Genomic DNA, 23568 nt, shown 5'->3' on the forward strand with positions numbered 1-23568 from the left:
CCTCCCTCCCCCTTGTGGGGAGGGATAAAGGGTGGGGATATTTGGCGGGAGCTTTGCAATGATCCTCGGCCCGACCGCCCACACCGACACGTTCGCTCGCGACAACCTGCCGCCGGCAGATCAATGGCCAGACTTTTTGCTCGACGGCTTCGACTATCCCGATTTCATCAATGCGGGCGTCGAGCTGACAGATCGGCTCGTCGAGAAGGGCCTTGGTGATCACACGGCGCTGATCGGAAACGGCCGCCGGCGGACCTACAAGGAACTTGCCGACTGGACGAACCGGCTGGCGCGGGCTCTGGTCGAGAACTATGGCGTCCAGCCCGGCAACCGCGTCTTGATCCGCTCGGCAAACAACCCGGCGATGGTGGCATGCTGGCTGGCGGCGACGAAGGCGGGCGCGGTGGTGGTCAACACCATGCCGATGCTGCGCGCAGGCGAACTCGCCAAGATCGTCGACAAGGCGGAAATCACGGTTGCGCTGTGCGATACGCGGCTGATGGACGAGATGGTGGCCTGCGCCAAGGACAGCCGGTTCCTGACAAAGGTCATCGGCTTCGACGGCACGGCGAACCACGATGCCGAGCTCGACCGGGCGGCGCTGGACAAGTCGGTCACCTTCGAGGCTGTCAGGACTGGCCGCGACGACGTCGCGCTGCTCGGTTTTACCTCCGGCACGACCGGCGTGCCGAAGGCGACGATGCATTTTCACCGCGACATTCTGATCATCGCGGACGCGTATGCGAAGGAAGTGCTGAAGGTCACGCCGGATGACGTGTTCGTCGGCTCCCCGCCGCTCGCATTCACCTTCGGGCTCGGCGGTCTAGCCGTTTTTCCGCTGCGTTTCGGCGCAGCCGCGACGCTTCTCGAAAGCGCGACACCGCCCAACATGATCGAGATCATCGAGAAGTACAAAGCGACGATTTCGTTCACCGCGCCGACCGCCTATCGCGCGATGATGAAGGCGATGGACGAGGGCGCTGATCTTTCCTCGCTGCGGATCGCGGTCTCGGCCGGTGAAACGCTGCCGGGGCCGGTGTTCGAGGAATGGACGAAAAAGACCGGCAAGCCGATCCTCGACGGCATCGGTGCGACCGAGATGCTGCACATCTTCATCTCCAACCGGCTGGAAGACATGGCGCCGGCGACGACGGGGCGCCCGGTCGGGGGATATGAGGCGAAGATCGTCGACGAGGCGATGAACGAATTGCCGCGCGGCGAGGTCGGGCGGCTTGCGGTGCACGGGCCGACCGGCTGCCGATACCTCGCCGACGCCCGGCAGGGCGAATATGTGAAGGGCGGCTGGAATTTGACCGGCGACAGCTTCGTGCAGGACGAGGCGGGGTTCTTCCACTTCGCCGCGCGGTCGGACGACATGATCGTTTCGGCCGGGTACAACATCGCCGGGCCGGAGGTCGAGGCGGCGTTGCTCGCGCATGAACATGTGCTTGAATGCGCGGTGATCGGCGTCGCCGACGAGGCGCGCGGGCAGATCGTCGAGGCGCATGTGGTGCTGGTGGAGGGCGCTGTCGGCGACGCGCTGATGGTGAAGATCTTGCAGGATCATGTGAAAGCGGCGATCGCGCCGTATAAATATCCGCGCTCGGTGAAGTTCGTGGCCGGGTTGCCGAAGACGCAGACGGGGAAGATCCAGCGGTTTCGGTTGAAGGAGGGGGCGTGACCGTGTGCGATGACCCCCACTCCGGTCCTTCGGACCACCGTTCCGGGGCGAGCCACCTGTCTCGCCCGTCCTTCGGACCCCCCTCAAAAGGGGAGAGGAAAACAGGCTGGACCGATGTCAGCTCGGTTGAGGCGCTACCCCCACCCCATACCCCTCCCCACAAGGGGGAGGGAGACGTGAGCTTCGAGCCTTATCACCACCTTAGTGCAGGGGGAAAAGGATCGTGCGCGACGCCGGCGGCTCCCTCCCCCTTGTGGGGAGGGATAAAGGGGTGGGGGTTTCCCAGGCACGGAGTTGTCAGCATGACCGACCCCTTCGCCAGCACCCGCCGGATGTTCCACATCCCCGACGGCGTCATCTATCTCGACGGCAATTCCCTCGGCCCTCTGCCGAAGGCCGCTTCCGCGCGCGTGGCTAAAACCATCGAGGCCGAGTGGGGGGAGATGCTGATCAAGGGGTGGAACCTTGCCGGCTGGATGGACTGGCCGACGCGGATCGGCGACCGGATCGGGCGGTTGATCGGGGCGGCGCCGGGTTCGGTGGTGATGGGCGACACGCTGTCGATCAAGGTCTACCAGGCGCTCGCCTCGGCGCTGGAGCTGAATCCGGATCGCCGGGTGGTGCTTTCGGACAACGGCAATTTTCCGACCGATCTCTACATGGCGCAGGGGCTGCTGACTTCGCTCGGCAAGGGGTACGAGTTGAAGGTGGTCGATCCCGAAGACGTCGAGGGCAGTATCGACGAGACCGTCGCGGCGATGATGATCACCGAGGTCGACTACCGCACCGGCCGGCTGCACGACATGAAACGGCTGACGCAAAAGGCGCATTCGGTCGGTGCCATCGCGATCTGGGATTTGGCTCATTCGGCGGGCGCGATCCCGGTCGATCTGACAGGCTCGGATGCGGATTTCGCGGTCGGGTGCACGTATAAATATCTCAACGGGGGCCCCGGCGCGCCGGCTTTCATCTATGTCGCGCCGAAACATGCGGACGCGGTGCGCCCTGCCCTGTCGGGCTGGATCGGGCATGAGAGCCCGTTTGCCTTCGACCTCGATTATCGGCCGGCGAAGGGTGTCGAGCGGATGCGGGTCGGCACGCCGCCGATCGTCGCGCTGGCGGCGCTCGACGCGGCGCTGGACGCATGGGACGGGGTGACGATGGAGGCGGTTCGCACGCGGTCGATCGGGCTTTCCGAACGGTTCATCCGCGAAGTCGAGGCGCGATGCCCGGAGCTCGAACTCGCCTCGCCGCGCGATCCGCAGGCGCGGGGGAGCCAGGTTTCGTTCCGCTTCCATGAAGGCTATGCCGGCATGCAGGCGCTGATCGCGAAGGGTGTGATCGGCGACTTCCGCGCGCCTGACATCATGCGCTTCGGCTTCACGCCGCTTTACCTGTCCGAAGACGACGTCGTGCGAGCGGCCGAAATCCTCGGGGAAATCATGCGGGACCGGCTGTGGGACACGCCCGAGCACAAGACGCGGAGCAAGGTGACATGAGCGCCGCGCATGACGAGACGCCGGAGGGCGCCGAGACGGATTTCGCCAAGCGCATGGCCTATGGCGACTATCTGCGGCTCGACTCGATCCTCAACGCGCAGGCGCCGCTGTCGAAATCGCCCGACGAGATGCTGTTCATCATCCAGCACCAGACGTCGGAACTGTGGATGAAGCTTGCCATCCACGAGATGCGCGCGGCGATGGACGCGATTTCGCGCGACGATCTTCAGCCGGCTTTCAAGATGCTGACGCGGGTTGCACGCATCTTCGAGCAGCTCAACAGCGCATGGGACGTGCTGCGCACCATGACGCCGTCGGAATATACGCGGTTTCGCGACGATCTCGGCCAGTCCTCGGGCTTCCAATCCTGGCAGTATCGCGCGGTGGAGTATCTGGCGGGCAACCGCAATCTGGCGATGCTGAAGCCGCATGCGCATGCCGAAAAGCGCGTCGGGCCGCTGGAGGAGATCCTCGCCCAGCCGAGCCTTTACGACGAGGCGATCCGGCTTCTTGCGCGCAACGGCTTCGATGTCGGGGCGGAAGTCGAGCGCACCGACTGGCGGGCGAAGCGGGCCGAGAGCGACAAGGTCATGGAAGCGTGGAAGATTGTCTATCGCGATCCGGAACGCTGGTGGCTGCTTTACGAACTTGCTGAAAAGCTTGTCGATTTCGAAGATTATTTTCGCCGCTGGCGGTTCAATCATGTCACGACTGTCGAGCGCATTATCGGGCTGAAGCGCGGGACCGGCGGGACGGCGGGCGTCTCGTATCTGCGCAAGATGCTCGAGGTCGAGCTCTTTCCCGAACTGTGGAAGGTGCGGACGGAATTGTAGGAATTCGGGGGCCGCAAGGGCGCAACAAGCCAAACGGTCGCCGTGGGAACTGAAACGAAAAGCAATGGGAGTTTGCGAAATGAAGAAGATAGTTGCAGCGGGGCTGTTCGGCCTTTCCCTCTCGGCATCGGGCCTCGCCATGGCCGAGCCGGTCAAGATCGGCATGATCACGACGCTTTCGGGCGGCGGTGCGGGCCTCGGCATCGACACGCGCGACGGTTTCATGCTCGCCATCGAGCAGGCCGGAAACGACGAGATCGAGGTCGTGATCGAGGATGACGGCCAGAAGCCGGAACTCGCCGTGCAGATCGCCGACAAGATGATCCAGTCCGACCAGGTCGACATCCTGACCGGCATCGTGTGGTCGAACCTCGCCATGGCCGTCGTGCCGTCGGCGACCGCGCAGGGCAAGTTCTACGTCTCGACCAACGCCGCGCCGGCCGCGCTCGCCGGCGCCAACTGCCACCCGATGTATTTCAACGCGGCCTACCAGAACGACAATCTGCACGAGGCCGCAGGCGAATACGCCAACGGCCAGTACGAGAAGATGTTCATCATGGCCCCGAACTACCCGGCCGGCCAGGATTCGCTCACCGGCTTCAAGCGCTACTTCAAGGGCGAGGTGACCAACGAGGTCTACACGCAGGTCGGCCAGACCGACTATGCCGCCGAAATCGCGCAGATCCGCGATTCGGGTGCAGAGGCCGTCTTCATGTTCCTGCCGGGCGGCATGGGCATCGCCTTCATGAAGCAGTATGCGCAGTCGGGCGTCGACATTCCGGTGACCGGCCCCGGCTTCTCGTTCAGCCAGGACGTTCTGCCGGCGATCGGCGATGCGGCGCTCGGCGTCAAGAACTCGGGCCAGTGGGCGCCGGACTTCGACAATGAGGCTTCAAAGGCCTTCCTCGCGGCGTTCCAGGAAAAGTACGACCGGCTGCCCTCGATCTATGCCGTTCAGGCCTATGATGCGGCGCAGCTCATCCTCTCTGCCGCCGCAAAGGCCGACGTGAAAGATGCGGATGCGTTCGCCGCAGCGATGATGGAAGCCGACATCCAGTCCCCGCGCGGCGACTTCTCCTTCAACACCAACCGCCACCCGATCCAGGACATCTACATGATGGAAGTGGTGAAGGATGGCGACGTGTTGACGAACGCGACGGTCGAGAAGGTCTTCGACGACCATGGCGACGCCTATGCGGAGCAGTGCACGCAGTAAAATCGAGATTGCCCTCTTCGCGGAATTCTTGCGGAGAGGGCGCCACCCCCCTCTGGCCTGCCGGCCATCTCCCCCTCTGAGGGGGAGATGGCCGGCAGGCCAGAGGGGGGTGAAGGGTCCCGACCCTCAATGTTCAAACCGTAAGCGGCAGCATCTTGTCCAGCGCACTTCTCATCGAACAGTTGCTCAACGGGCTGCAGCTCGGGGTGATGCTGTTTCTCATGGCGGCCGGGCTGACGCTGATCTTCGGCGTCATGGGCCTGATCAACCTCGCCCATGGCTCGCTCTACATGGTCGGCGCTTTCGCCTGCGCGTGGGTGGCTGCCGAGACGGGCTCGTTCTGGATCGGGCTCGTAGCGAGCCTGGCGGCCGCGGCGGCGATGGGGGCGATCGTCGAGATCGCGATCATTCGCCGGCTTTATAAACGCGATCATCTCGACCAGGTGCTGGCGACTTTCGCTCTGATCCTGATCTTTTCGGAAGGCACGCGCTGGGTGTTCGGCTCGGTGCCGCTCTATCTCAACGTGCCGTCGCAGCTCGCCGGCTTCGTCACGCTGCCGGGCGGCTCGCGCTACCAGCTTTACCGGCTGGCGATCATCGGCGTCGGCGTCGCGGTGGCGCTCGGGCTCTATCTCCTCATTTCCAGGACGCGGCTCGGCATGCGCATCCGCGCGGGCGAAAGCGACCGCGAGATGATCGGCGCGCTCGGCGTCGACATCCGCACGCTCTATACGATCGTCTTCGCGCTCGGCGCGGCGCTGGCCGGCTTTGCCGGGGCGATGGTCGGCGCGCTGCAATCCGTGCAGGTCGGCATGGGCGAGCCGGTGCTGATCCTTGCTTTCGTCGTCATCGTCATCGGCGGCATCGGCTCGATCAAGGGCGCTCTCGTCGGCGCGATCCTCGTCGGATTGATCGACACGATGGGCCGCTTCTTGATGCCGCAGATTTTTTCGCTCTTCTTGGGCACGTCGCAGGCGGCGACCGCCGGTGCCGCCGTCGCCTCCATGCTGATCTACATCGTCATGGCCATCATCCTCGCGGTGCGCCCGCAGGGCCTGTTCGCGAAAGGATGAGCATGAGCCGCGAAACCATCATTAATATCGCGCTGGCGCTCTTACTGCTGGCGATCCCGTTCATCGCGACCCAGATGGGCTCGCCCTTCTACGTGACACTGGCGACGCGCATGGCGATCCTCGCGCTCGCCGCCGTCGGGCTCAATCTCGCGCTCGGGCTGGGCGGGCTCGTCTCGTTCGGCCACGCGGCGTTTTTCGGCGTTGGCGGCTATGCGGCCGGCATCCTCGCCAGCCACGCCTTTTCCATGCAGCCGATCAATCTGGGTTTTGCGAGCTTTGCCGGCACAAATTCCATGCTCGTCATCTGGCTGGTGGCGATCGCGGCGGCGGGGCTGTTGGCGCTGTTCATCGGCGCGGTGAGCCTGCGGACGTCGGGCGTCTACTTCATCATGATCACGCTCGCCTTCGCGCAGATGACCTATTATTTCGCGATCTCCTGGCCTGCCTATGGCGGCGAGGACGGGCTGTCGATCTTCGTGCGCAACACGTTCCCCGGCATCAACACGATGGTGCCGATGAGCTTCTTCCTGCTCTGCTACGGCGTCCTGATGGCGGTGCTGGTGCTGTTTGCGCTGGTCGCGCGCTCGCGCTTCGGGTCGGCGCTTCAGGCGGCGCGGCAGAACGAGGTGCGCGTCGCCTCGGTCGGTATCGCGCCGTTCCGCATCCGTCTCGCAGCCTTCGTCATCTCCGGCATGATCACGGCCCTTGCCGGCGCGCTCTATGCGGATTTGAACCGCTTCGTCAGCCCGTCCATGATGTCGTGGCACATGTCGGGCGAGTTCATCGTGCTGATCATCCTCGGCGGCGTGGCGCGGCTGTTCGGCCCAGTCGCCGGCGCGATGATGTTCGTCATGGTCGAGTACCTTCTCGGCGGCATGACGGATCGCTGGCAGTTCTTCCTCGGCCTCGCGCTCCTTGCCGTCGTGCTCTTCGCGCGCGGCGGGCTGATCGGGTTCCTGGCCGGAAAGGTGCGTCATGGCTGAGCCCGTCCTGTCGATCCGCAACCTTTACAAGAGCTTCGGCGCGCTGAAGGCGACCGAGGACGTCTCGATCGACCTTTATCCCGGCGAGATCCACGCCCTGATCGGTCCCAATGGGGCCGGCAAGTCGACGCTGATCCACCAGATCGCGGGCACATTAAAGGCCGATTCCGGCGAGATCGTCTTTCTGGGCGACCGGCTGAACGACCTTTCCGTCGCCGAGCGCGCGCGGCGCGGGCTTGGGCGCTCGTTCCAGGTGTCGTCGCTGGCGACGGAATTTTCGGCGCTGCGCAATGTCATGCTGGCGGTGCAGTCGGTTCAGGGATCGAGCTTCCGCTTCTTCAAGCCGGTGATGAGCGATGCCTCGCTGACCGAGCCCGCCCGCGCGGCCTTGGCAAGGGTGGGGCTTGGGGATCGCGCCCACGTGCCGGCGGCGGAGCTGTCGCACGGCGAACGGCGCCAGCTCGAAATCGCCATCGCGCTGGCGCTCGGTTCCAAGGCATTCCTGCTCGACGAGCCGATGGCGGGCATGGGACCGGAAGGATCGAAGGCGCTGACGGGGTTCTTGTCCGAGTTGCGCAAGGAAGCGCCGATCCTGCTGATCGAGCACGACATGGATGCGGTGTTCGCGCTGGCCGACCGGATTTCGGTGCTGGTCTATGGCCGCGTGATCGCGACCGGGACGGTCGATGAGATCCGCGCGAACCCGGAAGTGCGCCGGGCGTATCTGGGGGACGAGTGATGGGGGTCGTATTGAGGTGTGTTTGCTCTACGAATTACCCCCACCCCTTACCCCTCCCCACAAGGGGGAGGGGGATTCTGAGAGGTTTGCGCCTGACGAATATCGGGGGGCGCCGGGACGCAGACGCTGACGTCGCCCTCCCCTTTGCGGGGAGGGATACAGGGTGGGGGTCGCACTTCGAAAGACAGGGGGCGGATCATGCTGCTTGAAGTCTCCAGGGTCGAGACCTTCTACGGGGCGAGCCAGGCGCTGTTCGGCGTGGAACTCGACGTTGCCGAAGGCGAGGTCGTGGCGCTGATGGGGCGCAACGGGATGGGGAAGACGACGACCATCCGCTCGATCATGGGGCTGACGCCGGCGCGGTCGGGATCGGTGCGGTTCAAGGGCAGCGCGATCGAGAAACGTTCGCCGCATCGCATCGCACGGCTGGGGCTGGGGCTGGTGCCGGAGGGGCGACGCTGCTTCCCGAATTTGACGGTCGAGGAAAATCTCGTCGCCGCCGCGCGAAAGGGGCGCTGGACGCTGAAATCCGTCAACGAGCTCTTCCCGCGCCTCGCCGAACGCCGCGACCAGATGGCGCGCACGCTTTCGGGCGGTGAGCAGCAGATGCTGGCGATCGGGCGGGCGCTGATGACGGACCCGGACCTGTTGATCCTCGACGAAGCGACGGAGGGGCTGGCGCCCGTCATCCGACACGACATATGGGCGGTGATCCGCAAGCTGAAGGACGGAGGCCAGTCGATTCTCGTCGTCGACAAGACGCTGGCCGAGCTCCTGCCCTCTGCCGACCGCTGCGTGGTGTTGGAGAAAGGCGCGACGGTGTGGCGCGGGCGCCCTGACGAACTCACCGCCGAAATCCAGGATCGATATCTAGGCGTCTAAACAATAAGCCGGCTTCAGACCGGCGAGAGGAAACGACCATGAGCGCATTCGTGCATGAGATTTTGCATCCGGCGAACTGGAAGAAGGCGTCGGGCTATGCGAACGGCATCGCCGCTTCCGGCCGCACCGTGTGGGTCGGCGGCCAGATCGGCTGGAACGGCGATCAGGTGTTCGAGGCGAAGGACCTCGTCGGCCAGACGCGGCAGACGCTGCAGAACATCGTCGACGTTCTGGCCGAGGCCGGCGCGGGACCGGAGCATCTGGTGCGGATGACGTGGTATATCACGGACAAGCGGGCCTATCTCGACAATCTCAAGGGCATTGGTACGGCCTATCGCGATGTCATCGGGCGGAATTTTCCGGCGATGGCGATGGTGCAGGTGGTTGCGCTGATCGAGGATGAGGCGAGGGTCGAGATCGAGGCGACGGCGGTGGTGCCGGAGTAGTTCATCGAAGCCTATGCCGGGTTGTGCGGGCTCAGTTTTCTTGAATTGACCCCCACCCTGTATCCCTCCCCACAAGGGGGAGGGAGTTCGCCAGCGTCGAGTTTTTCCGTCAGGTTTATCACCAGGCCGAAGGCAGGGCGCGACGTGGATGCCCTCCCTCCCCCTTGTGGGGAGGGATAAAGGGTGGGGGTCTGCGACCCCTCCACATTTCAGCAAAGTCGCATGGAACATGGCGCGCGGGCTGGCGTTCACGAAGTGAGTGGCCAGGGGGAAACGCGCGTTCATGTCGACTGAAAACAAGCCCGTCGTCCTGATCACCGGTGCAGCGGGAAATCTCGGCGGGGCGTTGGCAGGTCAGCTGGCGGATTCCTATCGGGTCGTCGGGCTCGACGTCGAAGGCAAGAGGGCGGAGTGTCCGCTTTTCGAGGTCGACCTGACTTCGGAGGACTCGACGCGTCAGGCAATCGCCAAGGTGACCGAGGAATTCGGTGACAGCCTCGCAGCCGTCATCCATCTCGCCGCCTATTTCGATTTTTCCGGCGAGGAACATCCGCTCTATCAGAAGGTCAATATCGACGGCACGCGCCACCTGATGCGGGCGCTGCGCGATGTTTCGGTCGAGCGCTTCATCTATTCCGGCACGATGCTGGTGCACGAGGCAGGCGAAGCTGGCGAGACGATCGACGAGGAGACGCCGATCGCGCCGAAATGGGCTTATCCGCAGTCGAAGGCGAAGGCGGAGGAGGTGATCCGGCAGGAGCGCGGCACCATGCCGATCCTGCTGCTGCATCTCGCCGGGCTTTACGACGAAGAGAGTTCCGTGCCGACGCTCGCGCACCAGATCGCGCGGATCTACGAGCGCGACATGAAGGCGCATCTATATTCCGGCGACGTCAAGGCGGGGCAGTCCTTCATCCATCGCGACGACATGATGGCGCTGTTCAAGCGCGCGGTCGACAAGCGCAACGCGATGCCCGACGAGTGCGTGATCCTCGCCGGCGAAGCCGATGCCGTGCCCTATGACGAGCTTCAGACGCTGATCGGGCGGCTGATCCATGGCGAGGAGGAATGGGAGACCTTTTCCGTGCCCAAGCCGATCGCCAAGATCGGCGCGTTCGCCGAGGTGAAGGCCGAGCCGATCATTCCCGACGACATCGACAAGGGCGAAAAGCCGTTCATCCGGCCATTCATGATCGACATGGCGGAGGATCATTACGCGCTCGACATCTCGCGCGCACATGCCCTTCTCGGCTGGCAGCCGCGCCATTCGATCCGCACGTCGCTGTCGACCATCGTCGCCAAGCTCAAGGGCGATCCGGCCGCCTGGTACGCGAAAAACGGGCTGACGCCGCCGGACTGGCTCACCACCGCCGACGCGCGCGGCGAGGACCCCGAGGACATCCGCTCGCGGCACGAGGAGATGGTGCGCGACGAGCATGCGCGCTTCATCTGGGCGCATTTCGCCAATGCCGCGCTCGGCACGTGGATGATCTTTTCGCCGGTGACGATGGGCTATGCGGATAGCTGGCTCGGCTGGAGCGACATCGCGTCCGGTGTCGTGCTGTTCACGCTCGGACTGCTGTCGCTTTCGTGGCGATTGTCGATGGTCCGGTTCGCCACGGCGGCGGTCGGACTGTGGATCTTGTTCGCGCCGCTCGTCTTCTGGACGCCTTCGGCTGCGGCCTATCTCAACGGAACGCTGGTGGGCACGCTCGTCATGGCGCTGGCGCTTTGCGTTCGGCCCGAACCGGGCGTCAGCCCGATCGCGCAGATGACGGGGCCCGACGTGCCGCCGGGGTGGAGCTACAACCCGTCGAGCTGGTTGCAGCGCATGCCGATCATCCTCCTCGCCTTTGTCGGGCTCTATTTCTCGCGCTATCTCGCCGCCTACCAGCTCGGCCATATCGACGCGGCGTGGGACCCGTTCTTCGGCGGGACGCGCGAAGGGCTGAACGGCAGCGAGGACGTCGTCACCTCGACCGTCTCGGAAGCGTTCCCGATTCCAGATGCCGGCATGGGCGCGGCGGTCTATCTGATCGAGATCGTTATCGGCCTCGTCGGCTCGCAGCGGCGCTGGCGAACCATGCCTTGGGTGACAATCGCCTTCGGTGTCCTGATCGTGCCGCTCGGCATCGTCTCGATCGGCTTCATCATCATCCAGCCGATCGTCATCGGCACGTTCTGCACGCTGTGCCTGATCGGCGCGGCGGCGATGCTGTTGCAGATTCCCTATTCGCTCGACGAGCTCGTCGCGACGTCCGAGTTCCTCTACCGCAAGTGGAAGAAGGGAGAGCCGGTGATCCGCATTTTCTTCACCGGCGACACGGATGAGGGCGAAGCGAAGCCTGCCAAGCGCCGCACCTTCGAACTGGCGCCCAACGAGGTCGTCTCGTCGTTCTTCGGCGGCGGGATGGGCTTTCCGTTGACGCTCGGCCTGTCGATGCTGGTTGCGCTGTGGCTGATGTTCACGCCGCTGACGCTCGGCTCGGACGGCGGCATGGCGAACGTGAACCATGTGATCGGCGCGCTGGCGCTGACCTTCGCGGTGATCGCGCTGGCAGAGACCGGACGACCGGCGCGCTACGTCAATGTCGCGCTCGGTGCGATCCTGATCGGTTCGCTGATCTTCGTCGAGGCGAGCGGGGCGGAGATCGCGTCGGCGATTATTGCCGGGCTGCTGCTGATCGCATTTGCCTTGCCGAGGGGAAAGATCACGCGGCGCTGGGGGCTTTATCAGAAGCTGATCGTCTGAGGGCGGCTGTCGCTGCCTGGGAAATTCGATACAGTGAAGCGGTGGGACGACCGGGGAGACCAGATTGCAACCGACGCAGATACCCTATTGCGGGCCGGCGCCGATGCCCGCCGACCTCTGGTCGAGCTGGAATTTCGACCCGTTGCTGATCGCCGTTTTCGCGGTGATGGCTGCGGGCGCGCTCGCCATGTCGCGCAAGAGCGCGGCGGAGGCGGCACGGTCTCCTTCTGGCGTGCTGGCCGTGCTGGTTCTGCTGATCGCCTTCGTCTCGCCGATCTGCGCGCTCGCTTCGGCGCTGTTTTCCGCCCGCATCGTTCACCACCTCCTGCTTGTCGCGGCCGCTGCTCCCCTCCTGGCGCTGGCTCTCCCGACGCGGTTCGCGCAGCTGCCGCTTTCGGCGACATTCCTTGCGCATACGCTCGTGATGTGGGTCTGGCATGCGCCGATCCCCTATCAATGGGCGCTGTCTTCCGTGCCAATCTACTGGCTGATGGAATTGTCGCTGTTCTTCTCGGCCTTCGCGATGTGGCAAGGCATTCTCGCAGCACGGGCCGGACCAGCGTTCTTCGCCCTTCTCGGCTCGATCGTGCAGATGGGCATGCTCGGCGCGCTTCTGACGTTCGCGACGCGGCCGCTCTATGAGGCGCATGCGACGACCACCCTGCCCTACGGGCTGACGCCGCTCGGCGACCAGCAGCTTGCCGGGCTCATGATGTGGGTGCCGGCAGCTCTTCCCTATCTGGCGGTGGCGCTCGTCATCGCGTGGCAGCTCTTCGGGCGCGCCGAACCGTTCACCTCGCCGAAGACGCGCTGATGGTCTGGCTGAAATTCGTCCATCTGGCCGCGATCTCGATCTGGTGCGCCGGGCTGATCTGCCTGCCCGGGCTCTACGCGCAACGCCACACCGTCGAGAACGACGATGCGCTCTACCGCCTGCAGGGGCTGGTGCGCTTCGCCTATGTGTCGCTGATCTCGCCGGCGGCCTTCGTCGCGGTCGCTTCCGGCATCGCCCTCATCTTCCTGCAATCGACCTTCGTCGAATGGTTTTCGCTGAAGATGGCGTTTGTCGGGGTGCTGGTCGTGATCCACATCCTGACCGGGCTCGTCATCATCCGCCTGTTCGAAAAGGGCGAGATGTACCCGGCCTGGCGGTTCGTCGCCGTCACCATCGTCACGACGCTGGTCGTTTTCGCCATCCTTGCCGTCGTTCTGGCCAAGCCGCCGCTTCACTTCGACTGGGTGCCCGCCGAATGGATGCGCCCGGGCGCGCTGCGCGATATCGTCGGCGACTTCATTCCCTGGCTGTCACGATGAGGCCGACACCGTGATCGAACACCAGTTTCCCGCCATGCCAGCCGGCCAGGCCGGTGAAGAAGGCCGCGAGTGCCGAAAGAAGGATGCCGTGCGGCAGGATCGCGCCTTCATCGACGAGCCGAAGGCCCCAGTTCGTGCCGGCGATGGCGATGAGCGTCATGGCGGCGACGGCGTGCGTCCAGCTTGCCACGCGCATGCGGATGCCGGCGACGAGCAGGAGTTCGAGCGTGCCGACGATGCCGGCGGCAATGCCGGTGAAAAAGGCGAATCCGGCCGCCCAGATGCCGACGCGCACCCAGAACGGATCGCCCGTCCACCAGTAGAAGACGTCGCAGCCGAGTACGCCGAAGACGAGTGCAATGGGGAAGTGAACACTCATCGCGTGGATCGGATGGCCGGCAATGGCGACGGTGGAGGTGATCTCCTCCTCGACCACTTCCTCGATGACGGGATTGCCCCGGTCGCGCGTCTCGTTCATGCCCAGCCCTCGGTTTCATCCCCAACGGAGACGACCCTGCCCCGTTCCGCACAGATCGATTCTAGCGCGCGGCGACGCGCTGTCGAGTGGCGCCTTGCCGCGCTCGCGCCCCTGCCGCTTCTGGCTGGTTGTTCCGGACCGCTTTCGACGCTCGATCCGGCCGGGCCGGCGGCGGGCGCGGTGGCGACGCTGTGGTGGATCATGTTCTGGGGCGCGGCGGTGCTCTTCGTGATGGTCGGGGCGCTCTATACGCTCGCCTGGTATCGGCCGGCGCTGCTCGCTCGCTTTTCGGTCGGCCAGTGGCTCGTCGGTGGGGGGCTGGTGATGCCGAGCGTCGTCCTCGTCGGGCTCGTCGCCGCCGCATTCGTGCTCGGCGAACGCATGATCCCGCGGCCGTTGGAGGAACCGCCGCTGAGAGTCTACGCCCAGGCCTACCAGTGGGACTGGCGCTTCGGCTATGACGACAGCGATGCGACGACGAGCGAACTCCACATTCCGGCCGGGCAACCCGTCGATGTCGTGGTGACGACGCAAGACGTCATACACTCCTTCTGGGTGCCGCGCCTTGCCGGCAAGATCGACGCCATACCCGGCCACGAGAACGTGCTGCGGATCGAGGCCGACCGGCCGGGGAGCTATCGCGGCATCTGCGCGGAGTTTTGCGGCAACGGGCACACGACCATGCGTTTCACCGTCGTCGCGCACGCGGCCGAAGACTACGACAATGCGCGCGAGACCGCGTTTGCGGAGGCCGGCCGATGAGCGAGACGCGCAAGACCGACGCCGTGCGGCTGCACCGCGAACTCGACGAAATCTGGCACACGCCGCGCGGGCTGCAGCGGCTCGCCGCCGTCAACCACACGATCCTCGGCCGCCGCTTCATCATCGCCGCCTTCGTGTTCTTCTCCATCGGCGGCATATTGTCGATGCTGATCCGGGCGCAACTGGCGACGCCGAACACGGCTTTCGTCGGCCCCGAGGTCTACAACCAGATCTTCACCATGCACGGCACGGTGATGATGTTCCTGTTCGCGATCCCAATGTTCGAGGGGTTCGCGATCTATCTCCTGCCCAAGCTTCTCGGCGCGCGCGACCTCGCCTTCCCGCGGCTGACCGCGCTCGGCTTCTACTGCTACATTTTCGGCGGCTCGATCCTGATCGTCGCCATGCTAGCAGGCGTGGCGCCGGATTCGGGCTGGTTCATGTATACGCCGCTGTCGTCGTCGACCTATACGCCGGGGATCAATGCCGATGTCTGGCTGCTCGGGATCACCTTCGTCGAGATTTCCGCGATCTCGGCGGCGGTGGAGATCACCGTGACGATCCTGAAGATGCGCGCGCCGGGCATGTCGCTCGACCGGATGCCGATCTTCGCCTGGTATCTGCTGGTCACCGCCGGGATGATGCTGATCGGCTTTCCGCCGCTCATCCTCGGCTCGATCCTGCTCGAACTGGAGCGCGCCTTCGACCTGCCCTTCTTCGACCCGACGCGGGGCGGGGATTCGCTTTTGTGGCAGCATCTGTTCTGGCTGTTCGGACACCCTGAGGTCTACATCATCTTCCTGCCGGCAGCGGGTGCGGTCTCGACCATCATCCCGGTCTTCGCGCGGCGCGAACTGATGGGCTACCGGGCCGTGATCGTCGCGATCGTCGCCGTTGCATTTCTCTCCTTCGGGCTGTGGGTGCACCACATGTTCACGGTCGGCATCCCGCATCTGGCGCTCGCCTTCTTCTCGGCGGCGAGCGCGCTGGTGGCGATCCCGACCGCTGTTCAGATCTTCGCGTGGCTGGCGACGCTGGCGCATGGCAGGCCGCGCTTCGACGTTCCGATGCTCTACATCTTCGGCTTCCTGTTCGTGTTCGTTCTGGGCGGGCTGACCGGCGTGATGCTCGCCATGGTGCCGTTCAACTGGCAGGTCCACGACAGCTATTTCGTCGTCGCGCATCTGCACTATGTGCTGGTCGGCGGGTTCGTCTTTCCGATGCTGGCGGCCGCCTATTACTGGCTACCGCACGTGACCGGGCGGCTGACGATGCACAAGATCTCGGTGCCGGCCTTCTGGCTGATCTTCGTCGGCTTCAACATGACCTTCTTCATGATGCACCTGACGGGCCTGCGCGGAATGCCGCGGCGGGTTCACACCTATCCGTCGGGCGTCGGCTGGGACTGGCTGAACCTTCTGTCCTCGATCGGTGGGTTCATCCTGACGATGGGCTTTGCGCTGATCCTGGTCGACATCATCCTGCAATTTCGCTTCGGCAAGCCGTATCGGCGCAACCCATGGGGCGCGCGGACGCTGGAATGGGCGCAGCCGAACCCGCCGCCAAGCTACAATTTCGCCTCGCTGCCGCTGGTCGACCGACGGGCGGACACGCTCGACCCGCACGCGATCGGCAACGAGCTTGCGGCCGGCAACGGCTATCTCGGCTTTGCCCGGAACGGATGGCAGGAGACGCTGGGCGTCGACATGACGACGGGCCGGCCGGACCAGACGATCGTGCTGCCGAACCGGACGTTCCTGCCGCTCTATACGGCGATCGCCATCGGCCTTTTCGTGCTGTGCCTCCTCTTCAAGTTCTACTGGTTGTCGCTCGTGCCGCTGGCGGTGACGCTCTTGCTCTGCCTTGCCTGGACCAATGTGACGGGGCTGCGCCACGACCATGGTGAACTCGACATCGGCAACGGCATCAGCGTGCCGCCGCATTACGAGGCGGATGGTCCGCCTTCCTGGTGGGGGATGGTGTTCCTGCTCGCCTGCAACGGGACGCTCTATGCCTCGCTGATCTTCGCGGTGTTCTTCCTCTGGCTCGTCGCGCCGGGCTGGCCGCCGACCGAACTGATCGAGACGGGCCTGATCCTGCCGCTGATGACCGTGATCGCCGTCGTCGGAGCGGCGCTGCTCTCGCGCATGGCGGTGGCGGCCAATGCCGGAGGGGGCGGGGCGCTGCCTCTGATCTTGTGTGCCGCCGGCGCGCATGTCGTCACGGTCGGGCTGCTGCTCTTCCTCATCAACACGGCGCTGCCCGAGCCGACCAGCCATGCCTATGCGGCGACGGCCTTCGTGACGCTCGCCTATACGGCGATCCATTCGGCGCTCGGCATCGTCTTCGCGCTCTACGGCGCATGGCGGATCATGAACGGCTTCGTTTCCGCGCGGCGCAGCCTCGACCTGCGCATCGGCAAGCTGTGGCACGATTATACGGCGCTGACGGGGGTCGCGGGCATCGCGCTCATTCTCGTCATGCCGCTCATCGTCGCGATCCAGGGAGGCGGGCAATGATCGTTTCGGAACGCGTGCCTGCGAGCCGGCTGATGTGGCTGCTTGCCGGCTTCATCGTCTGGTCGGCGGCGTTCGTCGCGCTTTATTCGATGCTTTCGATCGGCTGCGCGTTTGGCTGGGACCAGGCCTTTCTCGGCCCCATCTCGGTCCAGCGAGCGGTGCTGGTCGGGCTGCTCGTCATCTCGCTCATCGCCGGATGGTGGGTGGTGCGGATCGCGGCGGAGCGGCGGCGGGCGGCGGGCGGAGCGGGCCTCGTCCTTCGCCCCTTCATCGAGACGGCGGCGTGGATGGCGGCATGGGCCGCCCTGGCATCGACGCTGTTTTCGCTGGGGCCGGTTCTTTTCCTCACCGCCTGCCATTGAGCGGGTTGCTATCAAAACTTCACATTTGTTAGCTCTGCTGCGCAAACGCGCCCATTCGGGCAGTCGCCCTGTCCCAACCAACGGAACCCGAGATGGATGATGTGAGAGCGAACCTCGCTCACCCTTCGCCCGCGCAGACCGACCTTCCGGATGCCGACTGGTGGCGCGGCGCGGTGATCTACCAGATCTATCCGCGCTCCTTCCAGGATTCGAACGGCGACGGGATCGGCGACCTTGCCGGCATCGTGCGCCGCCTGCCGCATGTGGCCTCGCTCGGCGTCGACGCGATCTGGATTTCGCCTTTCTTCAAGTCGCCGATGCGCGATTTCGGCTACGACATCTCGGACTATCGCGACGTCGACCCGATGTTCGGCACGCTCGACGATTTCGACGCGCTGATCGCCGAGGCGCACCGGCTGGGCATGAGGGTGATGATCGACCTCGTCATGTCGCACACCGCGCTTGAGCACCCCTGGTTTCTGGAAAGCCGCGTCAACAAGACCAACCCCAAGGCGGACTGGTTCGTCTGGGCCGACCCGAAGCCGGACGGCACGCCGCCCAACAATTGGCTATCGATGTTCGGCGGTTCGGCCTGGCAGTTCGATTCACCGCGGCGGCAGTATTATTTGCACAATTTCCTTGCCGAGCAGCCGGATCTGAACTTCCACAATCCGGAAGTTCAGGAGGAACTGCTCGACATCGTTCGGTTCTGGCTGGAGCGCGGGGTCGACGGTTTCCGGCTCGACGTCATCAATTTCTACTTCCACTCGAAGGGGCTGGAGGACAATCCGCCGCTGCACGAGGATCACCGCAACGATTCCATCGCGCCGTCGGTGAACCCCTACAACTACCAGGACCATCTCTACGACAAGAGTCAGCCGGAGAATCTCGACTTCCTGCGGCGCTTCCGGGCGCTCTTGGACGAATATCCGGGGACGACCGCGGTTGGCGAAGTGGGGGATGCGCAGCGCGGGCTCGACATCGTCGCGGCCTATACTGCGGGCAACGAACGCGTTCACATGTGCTACGCGTTCGACTTCCTGCAGCCGATGAAGATCACCGCGCCGAACGTGCGGCGCGTGCTGGAGGAATTCGAGACGGTGGCGCGTACCGGCTGGTCGTGCTGGGCGTTTTCCAACCATGACGTGACGCGGCACGCGTCGCGCTGGGGCGAAGGCGAGGCCGATCCGGTCGCCTACAACAAGATCGTCTCGGCGCTCCTGTTCTCGCTGCGCGGCTCGGTCTGCCTCTACCAGGGCGAGGAACTGGGCCTGCCGGAAGCCGAACTCGCCTTCGAGGATCTGCGAGACCCCTATGGCATCCGCTTCTGGCCCGAATATCGCGGCCGCGACGGATGCCGCACGCCGATGGTCTGGGAAGAAGGCGACCATGCGTCGGGGTTTTCCGAGGCCGTGCCGTGGCTGCCGGTCTCGCCCGCGCATGGGCCTCTGTCGGTCTCGGCGCAGGTCGGTCGGCCGGATTCGGTGCTGGAGCACTATCGCCGGTTTCTGGCGTTCCGGCGCCAGCACAAGGCGCTGGTGAAGGGGTCGATCACTTTTCTCGTCGCGGAAGGGGATGCGCTGGTGTTCGAGCGGCGCGACGCGGAAGAGCGGATGCTGTGCGCGTTCAATCTCGGTTCGGGTTGGGTGTCGCTGGCGGTGGAGGATTTGAGGCTCGCTTCATTGGACGAGCATGGGTTTGCTGGGACTTATGAGAAGGGCGAGATCAGGCTTGGGCCGTATGGGGCGTTTTTTGCGTTGATCGAGGCTTAGGAAGGGGACCCCCACCCTTTATCCCTCCCCACAAGGGGGAGGGAGTTCGCCAGCTTCGATCGTGACTCTTCAAAGCACCACCCGGCATAAAGGATAGAGCACCGCGCTCACGACCTCCCTCCCCCTTGTGGGGAGGGATAGAGGGTGGGGGTCTCCTTCGGAAAACCCTCTCTCAGCCCGAAGACCTACGCATTCCCGCGTCCCGCACCTGCGACCACGCAAACGCCATGACGAAGACCGTCGACATGACCAGCACAATCGTCGGAGCCGGCGCGGAGTCGATGAAGAAGGAGAGGTAGATGCCGGTCGCGGCGGAGAGGACCGCGATGACGGCGCTCGTGATGACCATGGAGCGGAAGGTGCGCGTTAGCAGGAAGGCGGTTGCACCGGGGGCAATTAGAAAGGCGATGGCGAGGATGATGCCGACTGCCTGAAGGCCGCCGACGATGGTGAGCGAGAGCATCGTCAGGAGGCCGTAATGCAGGAGACGGACCTTAAGGCCGACCGTGCGGGCGTGGCCGGGGTCGAAGGAGAACAGCATCAAATCGCGGCCGAAGATCACCAGTGCGACCACCGTCGCGCCGGCGATGGCGCCGGTTTCGCCGATGTCGCGCCATGTGGTGCCGAGGACGTCGCCGAAGAGGATGTGGTTCAGGTGGACGCTCGTCTCGACGGCGACGAACATGACGAGGCCCAGCCCGAACATACCGGAAAAGACGACGCCCATGGCGGTGTCTTCCTTGATGCGCGAATTGTCCTTCAGGAAGCCGGTGGCGATGGCGCAAAAGAGGCCGGCCGCGAAGGCGCCGAGGGCCAGCGGCAGGCTGGCGACATAGGCGATGACGATGCCCGGCAAGACGGCATGGCTGATAGCGTCGCCCATCAGCGACCAGCCTTTGAGCACGAGATAGGGCGATAGAAGGCCCATCGGCAGGGCGACGAGCACCGCGATCAGCATCGCCTGAACCATGAAGGGGAACTGGAACGGCATCAGGAGCGTGTCGATCATCGCCCCGCCTCGCGTTCGATGCGCGCGGCGCGGCGACCGGCGACGAGGCCGTGTTTCGGCGCGAACAGGAAGGCGGCGATGAACACGAGCATCTGGAGGACGACGATGACGCCGCCCGTCGCGCCATCGAGATGGAAGCTCGCATAGGCGCCGACGAAGCTCGTCAGCGAGCCGATGGCGACGGCGATGACGATCAGGCGCGGGAAGCGGTCGGTCAGGAGGTAGGCAGTGGCGCCGGGCGTCACGACCATGGCGATGACGAGGAAGGCGCCGACCGTCTGGAGCGCGGCGACCGTTGAGGCGGCGAGCAAGGTGAAAAACACGGTCTTCAGGACGTTCGGGCGAAGGCCGATCGAGCGGGCGTGGTTCTCGTCGAAGAAGACGACCATGAGGTCGCGCCACTTGGCGATGAGGATCGCGAGCGAAATGCCGGAGATGAGGACGAGCTGGAGCGTGTCGGCCGGGGTTATGGCGAGGATGTTGCCGAGCACGATGGTCTGGATCGAGACCGAGGCGGGCGAGAGCGAGATCATGAACAGGCCGAGGCCGAAGAAGGAGGTGAAGATCAGCCCGATCACCGCGTCCTGCCGAAGCTTGGTCTGGGCGGAGAGGAACAGCATCGCGCCGGCGGCGAGCCCGCCCGACAGGAACGCGCCGGCGGCGAAGGGCAGGCCGAGCATATAGGCGCCGGCGACGCCGGGGACGATGGCATGGGAGAGCGCGTCGCCGATGAGCGACCAGCCTTTCAGCATGAGATAGGCCGAGAGAAAGGCGCAGGTGCCGCCGACCAGCGCGCTCACCCACATCGCATTGAAGATGTAGGAATAGGTGAAGGGCTCGAAGATGGTCTCTATCATTCGCCGTGCCCGCGCATCTTCCTGGCTTCGTCGCCGTAAAGGACGAAGGGGCGTTCGTCGTCGGTGAGGACGGTCACGCTGCGGGCGTCTGCATCGTCATGGAGGTCGGAGCCGCCGAGGGTGAAATGACGCAGCACGCCACCGAACGCCTTTTGCAAATTCTCGTGGGTGAAGACCTCCTCGGTGGGGCCGGCGGCGAGGACGGTCTTGTTCAGGAGCACCGCCCGGTCGCAGAATTCGGGCACGGAGCCGAGATTGTGGGTCGAGACCAGCATGATGCGGCCCTCGGCGCGCAATTCCTGCAGGAGCTTGATGATCGCTTCCTCGGTGGTGACGTCGACGCCGGTGAATGGCTCGTCGAGGAGGATGACCTGGCCCTCCTGCGCCAGCGCGCGGGCGAGGAAGACGCGCTTCTTCTGGCCACCGGAGAGTTCGCCGATCTGGCGCTTGCGATAGGACGACATCCCGACGCGCGCGAGCGCGGCGTCGACCATGCGCCGGTCTTCGGCAGAGGCGATGCGCAGGAAGCCCATATGGCCGTATCGGCCCATCATGACGACGTCCTCGACGAGGACGGGGAAGTTCCAGTCGACCTCCTCGGCCTGGGGAACGTAGGCGACGATGTTGCGCTTGAGTGCGCGGCCGGCGGGCTCGCCCATGATGGTGACGCTGCCGGACCCGGACGGGACGAAGCCCATGATCGCCTTGAAGAGGGTCGACTTTCCTGAACCGTTGACGCCGACCAGCGCGGTGATGGTGCCGCGCGGGATGGCGAAGGTGGCGTCGCGCAGGGCCGTCTGGCCGTTGCGGTAGGTAACCGTCACGCCGGAGACGGTCAGCCCGTCAGGCGCGGCTGCGACGGGTTTTCGGCCTTCGAGGTTCATTCCGACAGGCCCTTAACGATGGTTTCGGTGGTGACGCGAAGCAGGTCGAGATAGGTCGGCACCGGACCACCCTCCTCCGACAGGGAATCGACATAGAGGACGCCGCCATAGGCCGAGCCGGTCTCGCGCGCGACCTGCTCGGCCGGGGCGGACGAGACCGTGCTTTCGGAGAAGATCGCGGGGATGGAATTTTCGCGCATCGCGTCGATGACGCGGCGGATCTGCTGGGGCGTGCCTTGCGCATCGGCATTGATCGGCCAGAGATAGAGTTCCTTCAGGCCAAGATCGCGGGCGAGATAGGAAAACGCGCCCTCGCTGGTGACGAGCCAGCGGCGCTCTTCGGGGATTTCGGCCAAAGCATCGCGCATCGGCGCGACCATGGCGTCGATCTGGGCCTTGTAGGCCTCGGCATTCGCTTCGTAGGTCGCGGCATTGTCCGGGTCGTGCTCGGCAAAGGCGGCGGCGATGTTGTCGATGTAGACGAGCGCGGCGTCATGCGACATCCAGGCGTGGGGGTTGGGCTGGCCCTCGTAAGGCCCCTCGCCGATGCCCATCGGCTCGATGCCATCGGTCACCACCACACTCGGCACATCCGACAAATTGGCGAAGAAGCGCTCGAACCAGAGTTCGAGGTTGAGTCCGTTCCAGAGGATCAAGTCCGCGTCCTGCGCGCGGACGAGATCGCGCGGCGTCGGCTGGTATTCGTGGATTTCGGCACCGGGGCGGGTGATCGATTCCACCAGGGCTGCATCGCCGGCGACGTTGCGCGCCATGTCGGCGATGACGGTGAAGGTCGTCACGACCTTGAACTGGTCGTCCTGCGCGTGTGCGGGGGCCGCGGCGACGAGGAGACCGGCGGCAAGGACGAGGCGGCGCAGGAGGGTCATGAAGGACTCCGGGAGATTGCTTTGGGTCATACGTAGCGTCAGCAGGCTCGGACGTCAATGCAATTGCAAATCGTTTGCAACTGAAGTGTTTAGTTGCGAACCCATCTTTGCATCGCATTCCCAACTGACGCATAATTGACGGCATGAACCAGACGACCCCGATCCGACCCGATTATGAAGGCGAACTGCGCAAGGCGGGCGTCCGGATCACGCGGCCGCGAAAGGTGATCCTTTCGATTCTTGCGGATGCGGGCGACCACCCGGACGCGCTGGAAATCTTCAAGCGCGCGGTGGAGATCGATTCGGGGATTTCGCTGTCGACGGTCTACCGGACGATGAAGCTGCTCGAAGGCGTCGGCGCGATCCACCGGCATGCGTTCGAGGGCGGGCCGTCACGCTTCGAGCCGGCGGGCGTGGAGCATCACGACCACCTGATCGACCTCGATACGGGCGACGTGATCGAGTTCCACTCCGAGCGCATCGAGGAATTGCAACAGGAGATCGCGCGCGAGCTAGGCTACGACATCGTGCACCACCGGCTGGAGCTTTATGGGCGCAGGCGGCGGGGGAAGGTTTCGCGGGGCGGGTAAATATTTTCGGCGTCACGGAATGAGTCCCGG

The 23568-nt window shown here is 64.7% G+C and carries 22 protein-coding genes; 17 read left to right on the forward strand and 5 right to left on the reverse strand.

The window, feature by feature from the left end; translation table 11 throughout:
- The first annotated feature begins 61 nt into the window (after window positions 1–61).
- The 12 genes from ALII_RS0113985 to ALII_RS0114040 all read left to right on the forward strand — a co-directional run bounded on the left by ALII_RS0113985 (window position 62) and on the right by ALII_RS0114040 (window position 13418).
- Window positions 62–1681: an AMP-binding protein gene (locus ALII_RS0113985; RefSeq protein WP_024587932.1), complete on the forward strand. Its 1620-nt coding sequence runs from the start codon at window positions 62–64 to the stop codon at window positions 1679–1681.
- 302 nt (window positions 1682–1983) lie between these two features.
- On the forward strand, window positions 1984–3180 hold the full coding sequence (gene kynU / locus ALII_RS0113990; protein WP_024587933.1) for a kynureninase: 1197 nt from the start codon (window positions 1984–1986) through the stop codon (window positions 3178–3180).
- Window positions 3177–4013 carry a tryptophan 2,3-dioxygenase gene (gene kynA / locus ALII_RS0113995; protein ID WP_024587934.1) on the forward strand — a complete coding sequence of 279 codons (837 nt, stop codon included), beginning with the start codon at window positions 3177–3179 and terminating at the stop codon, window positions 4011–4013. The genes kynU and kynA overlap by 4 nt, the downstream gene beginning before the upstream one ends.
- 79 nt (window positions 4014–4092) lie before the next feature.
- The gene (locus ALII_RS0114000) at window positions 4093–5229 is read left to right on the forward strand and encodes an ABC transporter substrate-binding protein (RefSeq protein ID WP_024587935.1); all 1137 of its coding nucleotides are present in this window, start codon (window positions 4093–4095) and stop codon (window positions 5227–5229) included.
- Between the two features lie 155 nt (window positions 5230–5384).
- Entirely contained in the window at window positions 5385–6302 is a 918-nt protein-coding gene (locus ALII_RS0114005; RefSeq protein WP_024587936.1) for a branched-chain amino acid ABC transporter permease, read from the forward strand.
- A 2-nt stretch (window positions 6303–6304) separates the two neighbouring features.
- A complete protein-coding gene (locus ALII_RS0114010; protein WP_024587937.1) occupies window positions 6305–7285 on the forward strand; it encodes a branched-chain amino acid ABC transporter permease in 981 nt (326 codons plus the stop codon).
- A complete protein-coding gene (locus ALII_RS0114015) occupies window positions 7278–8024 on the forward strand; it encodes an ABC transporter ATP-binding protein (protein ID WP_024587938.1) in 747 nt (248 codons plus the stop codon). The genes ALII_RS0114010 and ALII_RS0114015 overlap by 8 nt, the downstream gene beginning before the upstream one ends.
- Before the next feature lie 195 nt (window positions 8025–8219).
- A complete protein-coding gene (locus ALII_RS0114020) occupies window positions 8220–8906 on the forward strand; it encodes an ABC transporter ATP-binding protein (RefSeq protein WP_024587939.1) in 687 nt (228 codons plus the stop codon).
- A gap of 38 nt (window positions 8907–8944) precedes the next feature.
- A complete protein-coding gene (locus ALII_RS0114025) occupies window positions 8945–9352 on the forward strand; it encodes a RidA family protein (RefSeq protein ID WP_029660542.1) in 408 nt (135 codons plus the stop codon).
- 283 nt (window positions 9353–9635) lie between these two features.
- On the forward strand, window positions 9636–12104 hold the full coding sequence (locus ALII_RS0114030; RefSeq protein ID WP_024587941.1) for a vitamin K epoxide reductase family protein: 2469 nt from the start codon (window positions 9636–9638) through the stop codon (window positions 12102–12104).
- Between the two features lie 64 nt (window positions 12105–12168).
- On the forward strand, window positions 12169–12918 hold the full coding sequence (locus ALII_RS0114035; protein ID WP_024587942.1) for a cytochrome c oxidase assembly protein: 750 nt from the start codon (window positions 12169–12171) through the stop codon (window positions 12916–12918).
- Window positions 12918–13418 (forward strand): CopD family protein, encoded by a 501-nt coding sequence (locus ALII_RS0114040; RefSeq protein ID WP_029660544.1) that lies wholly within the window; start codon window positions 12918–12920, stop codon window positions 13416–13418. Before ALII_RS0114035 ends, ALII_RS0114040 begins: the two co-directional genes overlap by 1 nt.
- On the opposite strand, the gene ALII_RS0114045 is transcribed toward ALII_RS0114040, so the two are convergent.
- Window positions 13396–13896, reverse strand: a complete 501-nt coding sequence (locus ALII_RS0114045; RefSeq protein ID WP_024587944.1) for a DUF2231 domain-containing protein — start codon at window positions 13894–13896, stop codon at window positions 13396–13398. The genes ALII_RS0114040 and ALII_RS0114045 overlap by 23 nt on opposite strands.
- Before the next feature lie 120 nt (window positions 13897–14016).
- Here ALII_RS0114045 and coxB point away from each other — a divergent pair, with 120 nt between their 5' ends.
- The 4 genes from coxB to ALII_RS0114065 all read left to right on the forward strand — a co-directional run bounded on the left by coxB (window position 14017) and on the right by ALII_RS0114065 (window position 19311).
- Entirely contained in the window at window positions 14017–14658 is a 642-nt protein-coding gene (gene coxB, locus ALII_RS0114050) for a cytochrome c oxidase subunit II (protein ID WP_348265986.1), read from the forward strand.
- Window positions 14655–17177, forward strand: a complete 2523-nt coding sequence (ctaD, locus tag ALII_RS0114055) for a cytochrome c oxidase subunit I (RefSeq protein ID WP_024587946.1) — start codon at window positions 14655–14657, stop codon at window positions 17175–17177. Before coxB ends, ctaD begins: the two co-directional genes overlap by 4 nt.
- A complete protein-coding gene (locus tag ALII_RS21305) occupies window positions 17174–17539 on the forward strand; it encodes a hypothetical protein (protein WP_024587947.1) in 366 nt (121 codons plus the stop codon). Before ctaD ends, ALII_RS21305 begins: the two co-directional genes overlap by 4 nt.
- A gap of 92 nt (window positions 17540–17631) precedes the next feature.
- Complete coding sequence (locus ALII_RS0114065; RefSeq protein WP_024587948.1) at window positions 17632–19311, forward strand: alpha-glucosidase; 1680 nt, start codon at window positions 17632–17634, stop codon at window positions 19309–19311.
- A gap of 172 nt (window positions 19312–19483) precedes the next feature.
- Here the strand turns inward: ALII_RS0114065 and ALII_RS0114070 are convergent, their stop codons facing one another.
- The 4 genes from ALII_RS0114070 to ALII_RS0114085 are packed head-to-tail and all read right to left on the reverse strand — an operon-like array spanning window position 19484 to window position 22948.
- On the reverse strand, window positions 19484–20320 hold the full coding sequence (locus tag ALII_RS0114070) for a metal ABC transporter permease (RefSeq protein WP_024587949.1): 837 nt from the start codon (window positions 20318–20320) through the stop codon (window positions 19484–19486).
- Window positions 20317–21177 carry a metal ABC transporter permease gene (locus tag ALII_RS0114075; protein WP_024587950.1) on the reverse strand — a complete coding sequence of 287 codons (861 nt, stop codon included), beginning with the start codon at window positions 21175–21177 and terminating at the stop codon, window positions 20317–20319. The genes ALII_RS0114070 and ALII_RS0114075 overlap by 4 nt, the downstream gene beginning before the upstream one ends.
- Window positions 21174–22061 (reverse strand): manganese/iron ABC transporter ATP-binding protein, encoded by an 888-nt coding sequence (locus ALII_RS0114080; protein WP_024587951.1) that lies wholly within the window; start codon window positions 22059–22061, stop codon window positions 21174–21176. The genes ALII_RS0114075 and ALII_RS0114080 overlap by 4 nt, the downstream gene beginning before the upstream one ends.
- On the reverse strand, window positions 22058–22948 hold the full coding sequence (locus ALII_RS0114085; RefSeq protein ID WP_029660548.1) for a metal ABC transporter substrate-binding protein: 891 nt from the start codon (window positions 22946–22948) through the stop codon (window positions 22058–22060). Before ALII_RS0114085 ends, ALII_RS0114080 begins: the two co-directional genes overlap by 4 nt.
- 143 nt (window positions 22949–23091) lie before the next feature.
- Here ALII_RS0114085 and ALII_RS0114090 point away from each other — a divergent pair, with 143 nt between their 5' ends.
- Window positions 23092–23538 (forward strand): Fur family transcriptional regulator, encoded by a 447-nt coding sequence (locus ALII_RS0114090; protein ID WP_024587953.1) that lies wholly within the window; start codon window positions 23092–23094, stop codon window positions 23536–23538.
- Window positions 23539–23568: the final 30 nt, after the last annotated feature.

This window comes from Aliihoeflea sp. 2WW (assembly GCF_000497755.1).
Taxonomy (GTDB): Bacteria; Pseudomonadota; Alphaproteobacteria; order Rhizobiales; family Rhizobiaceae; genus Aliihoeflea.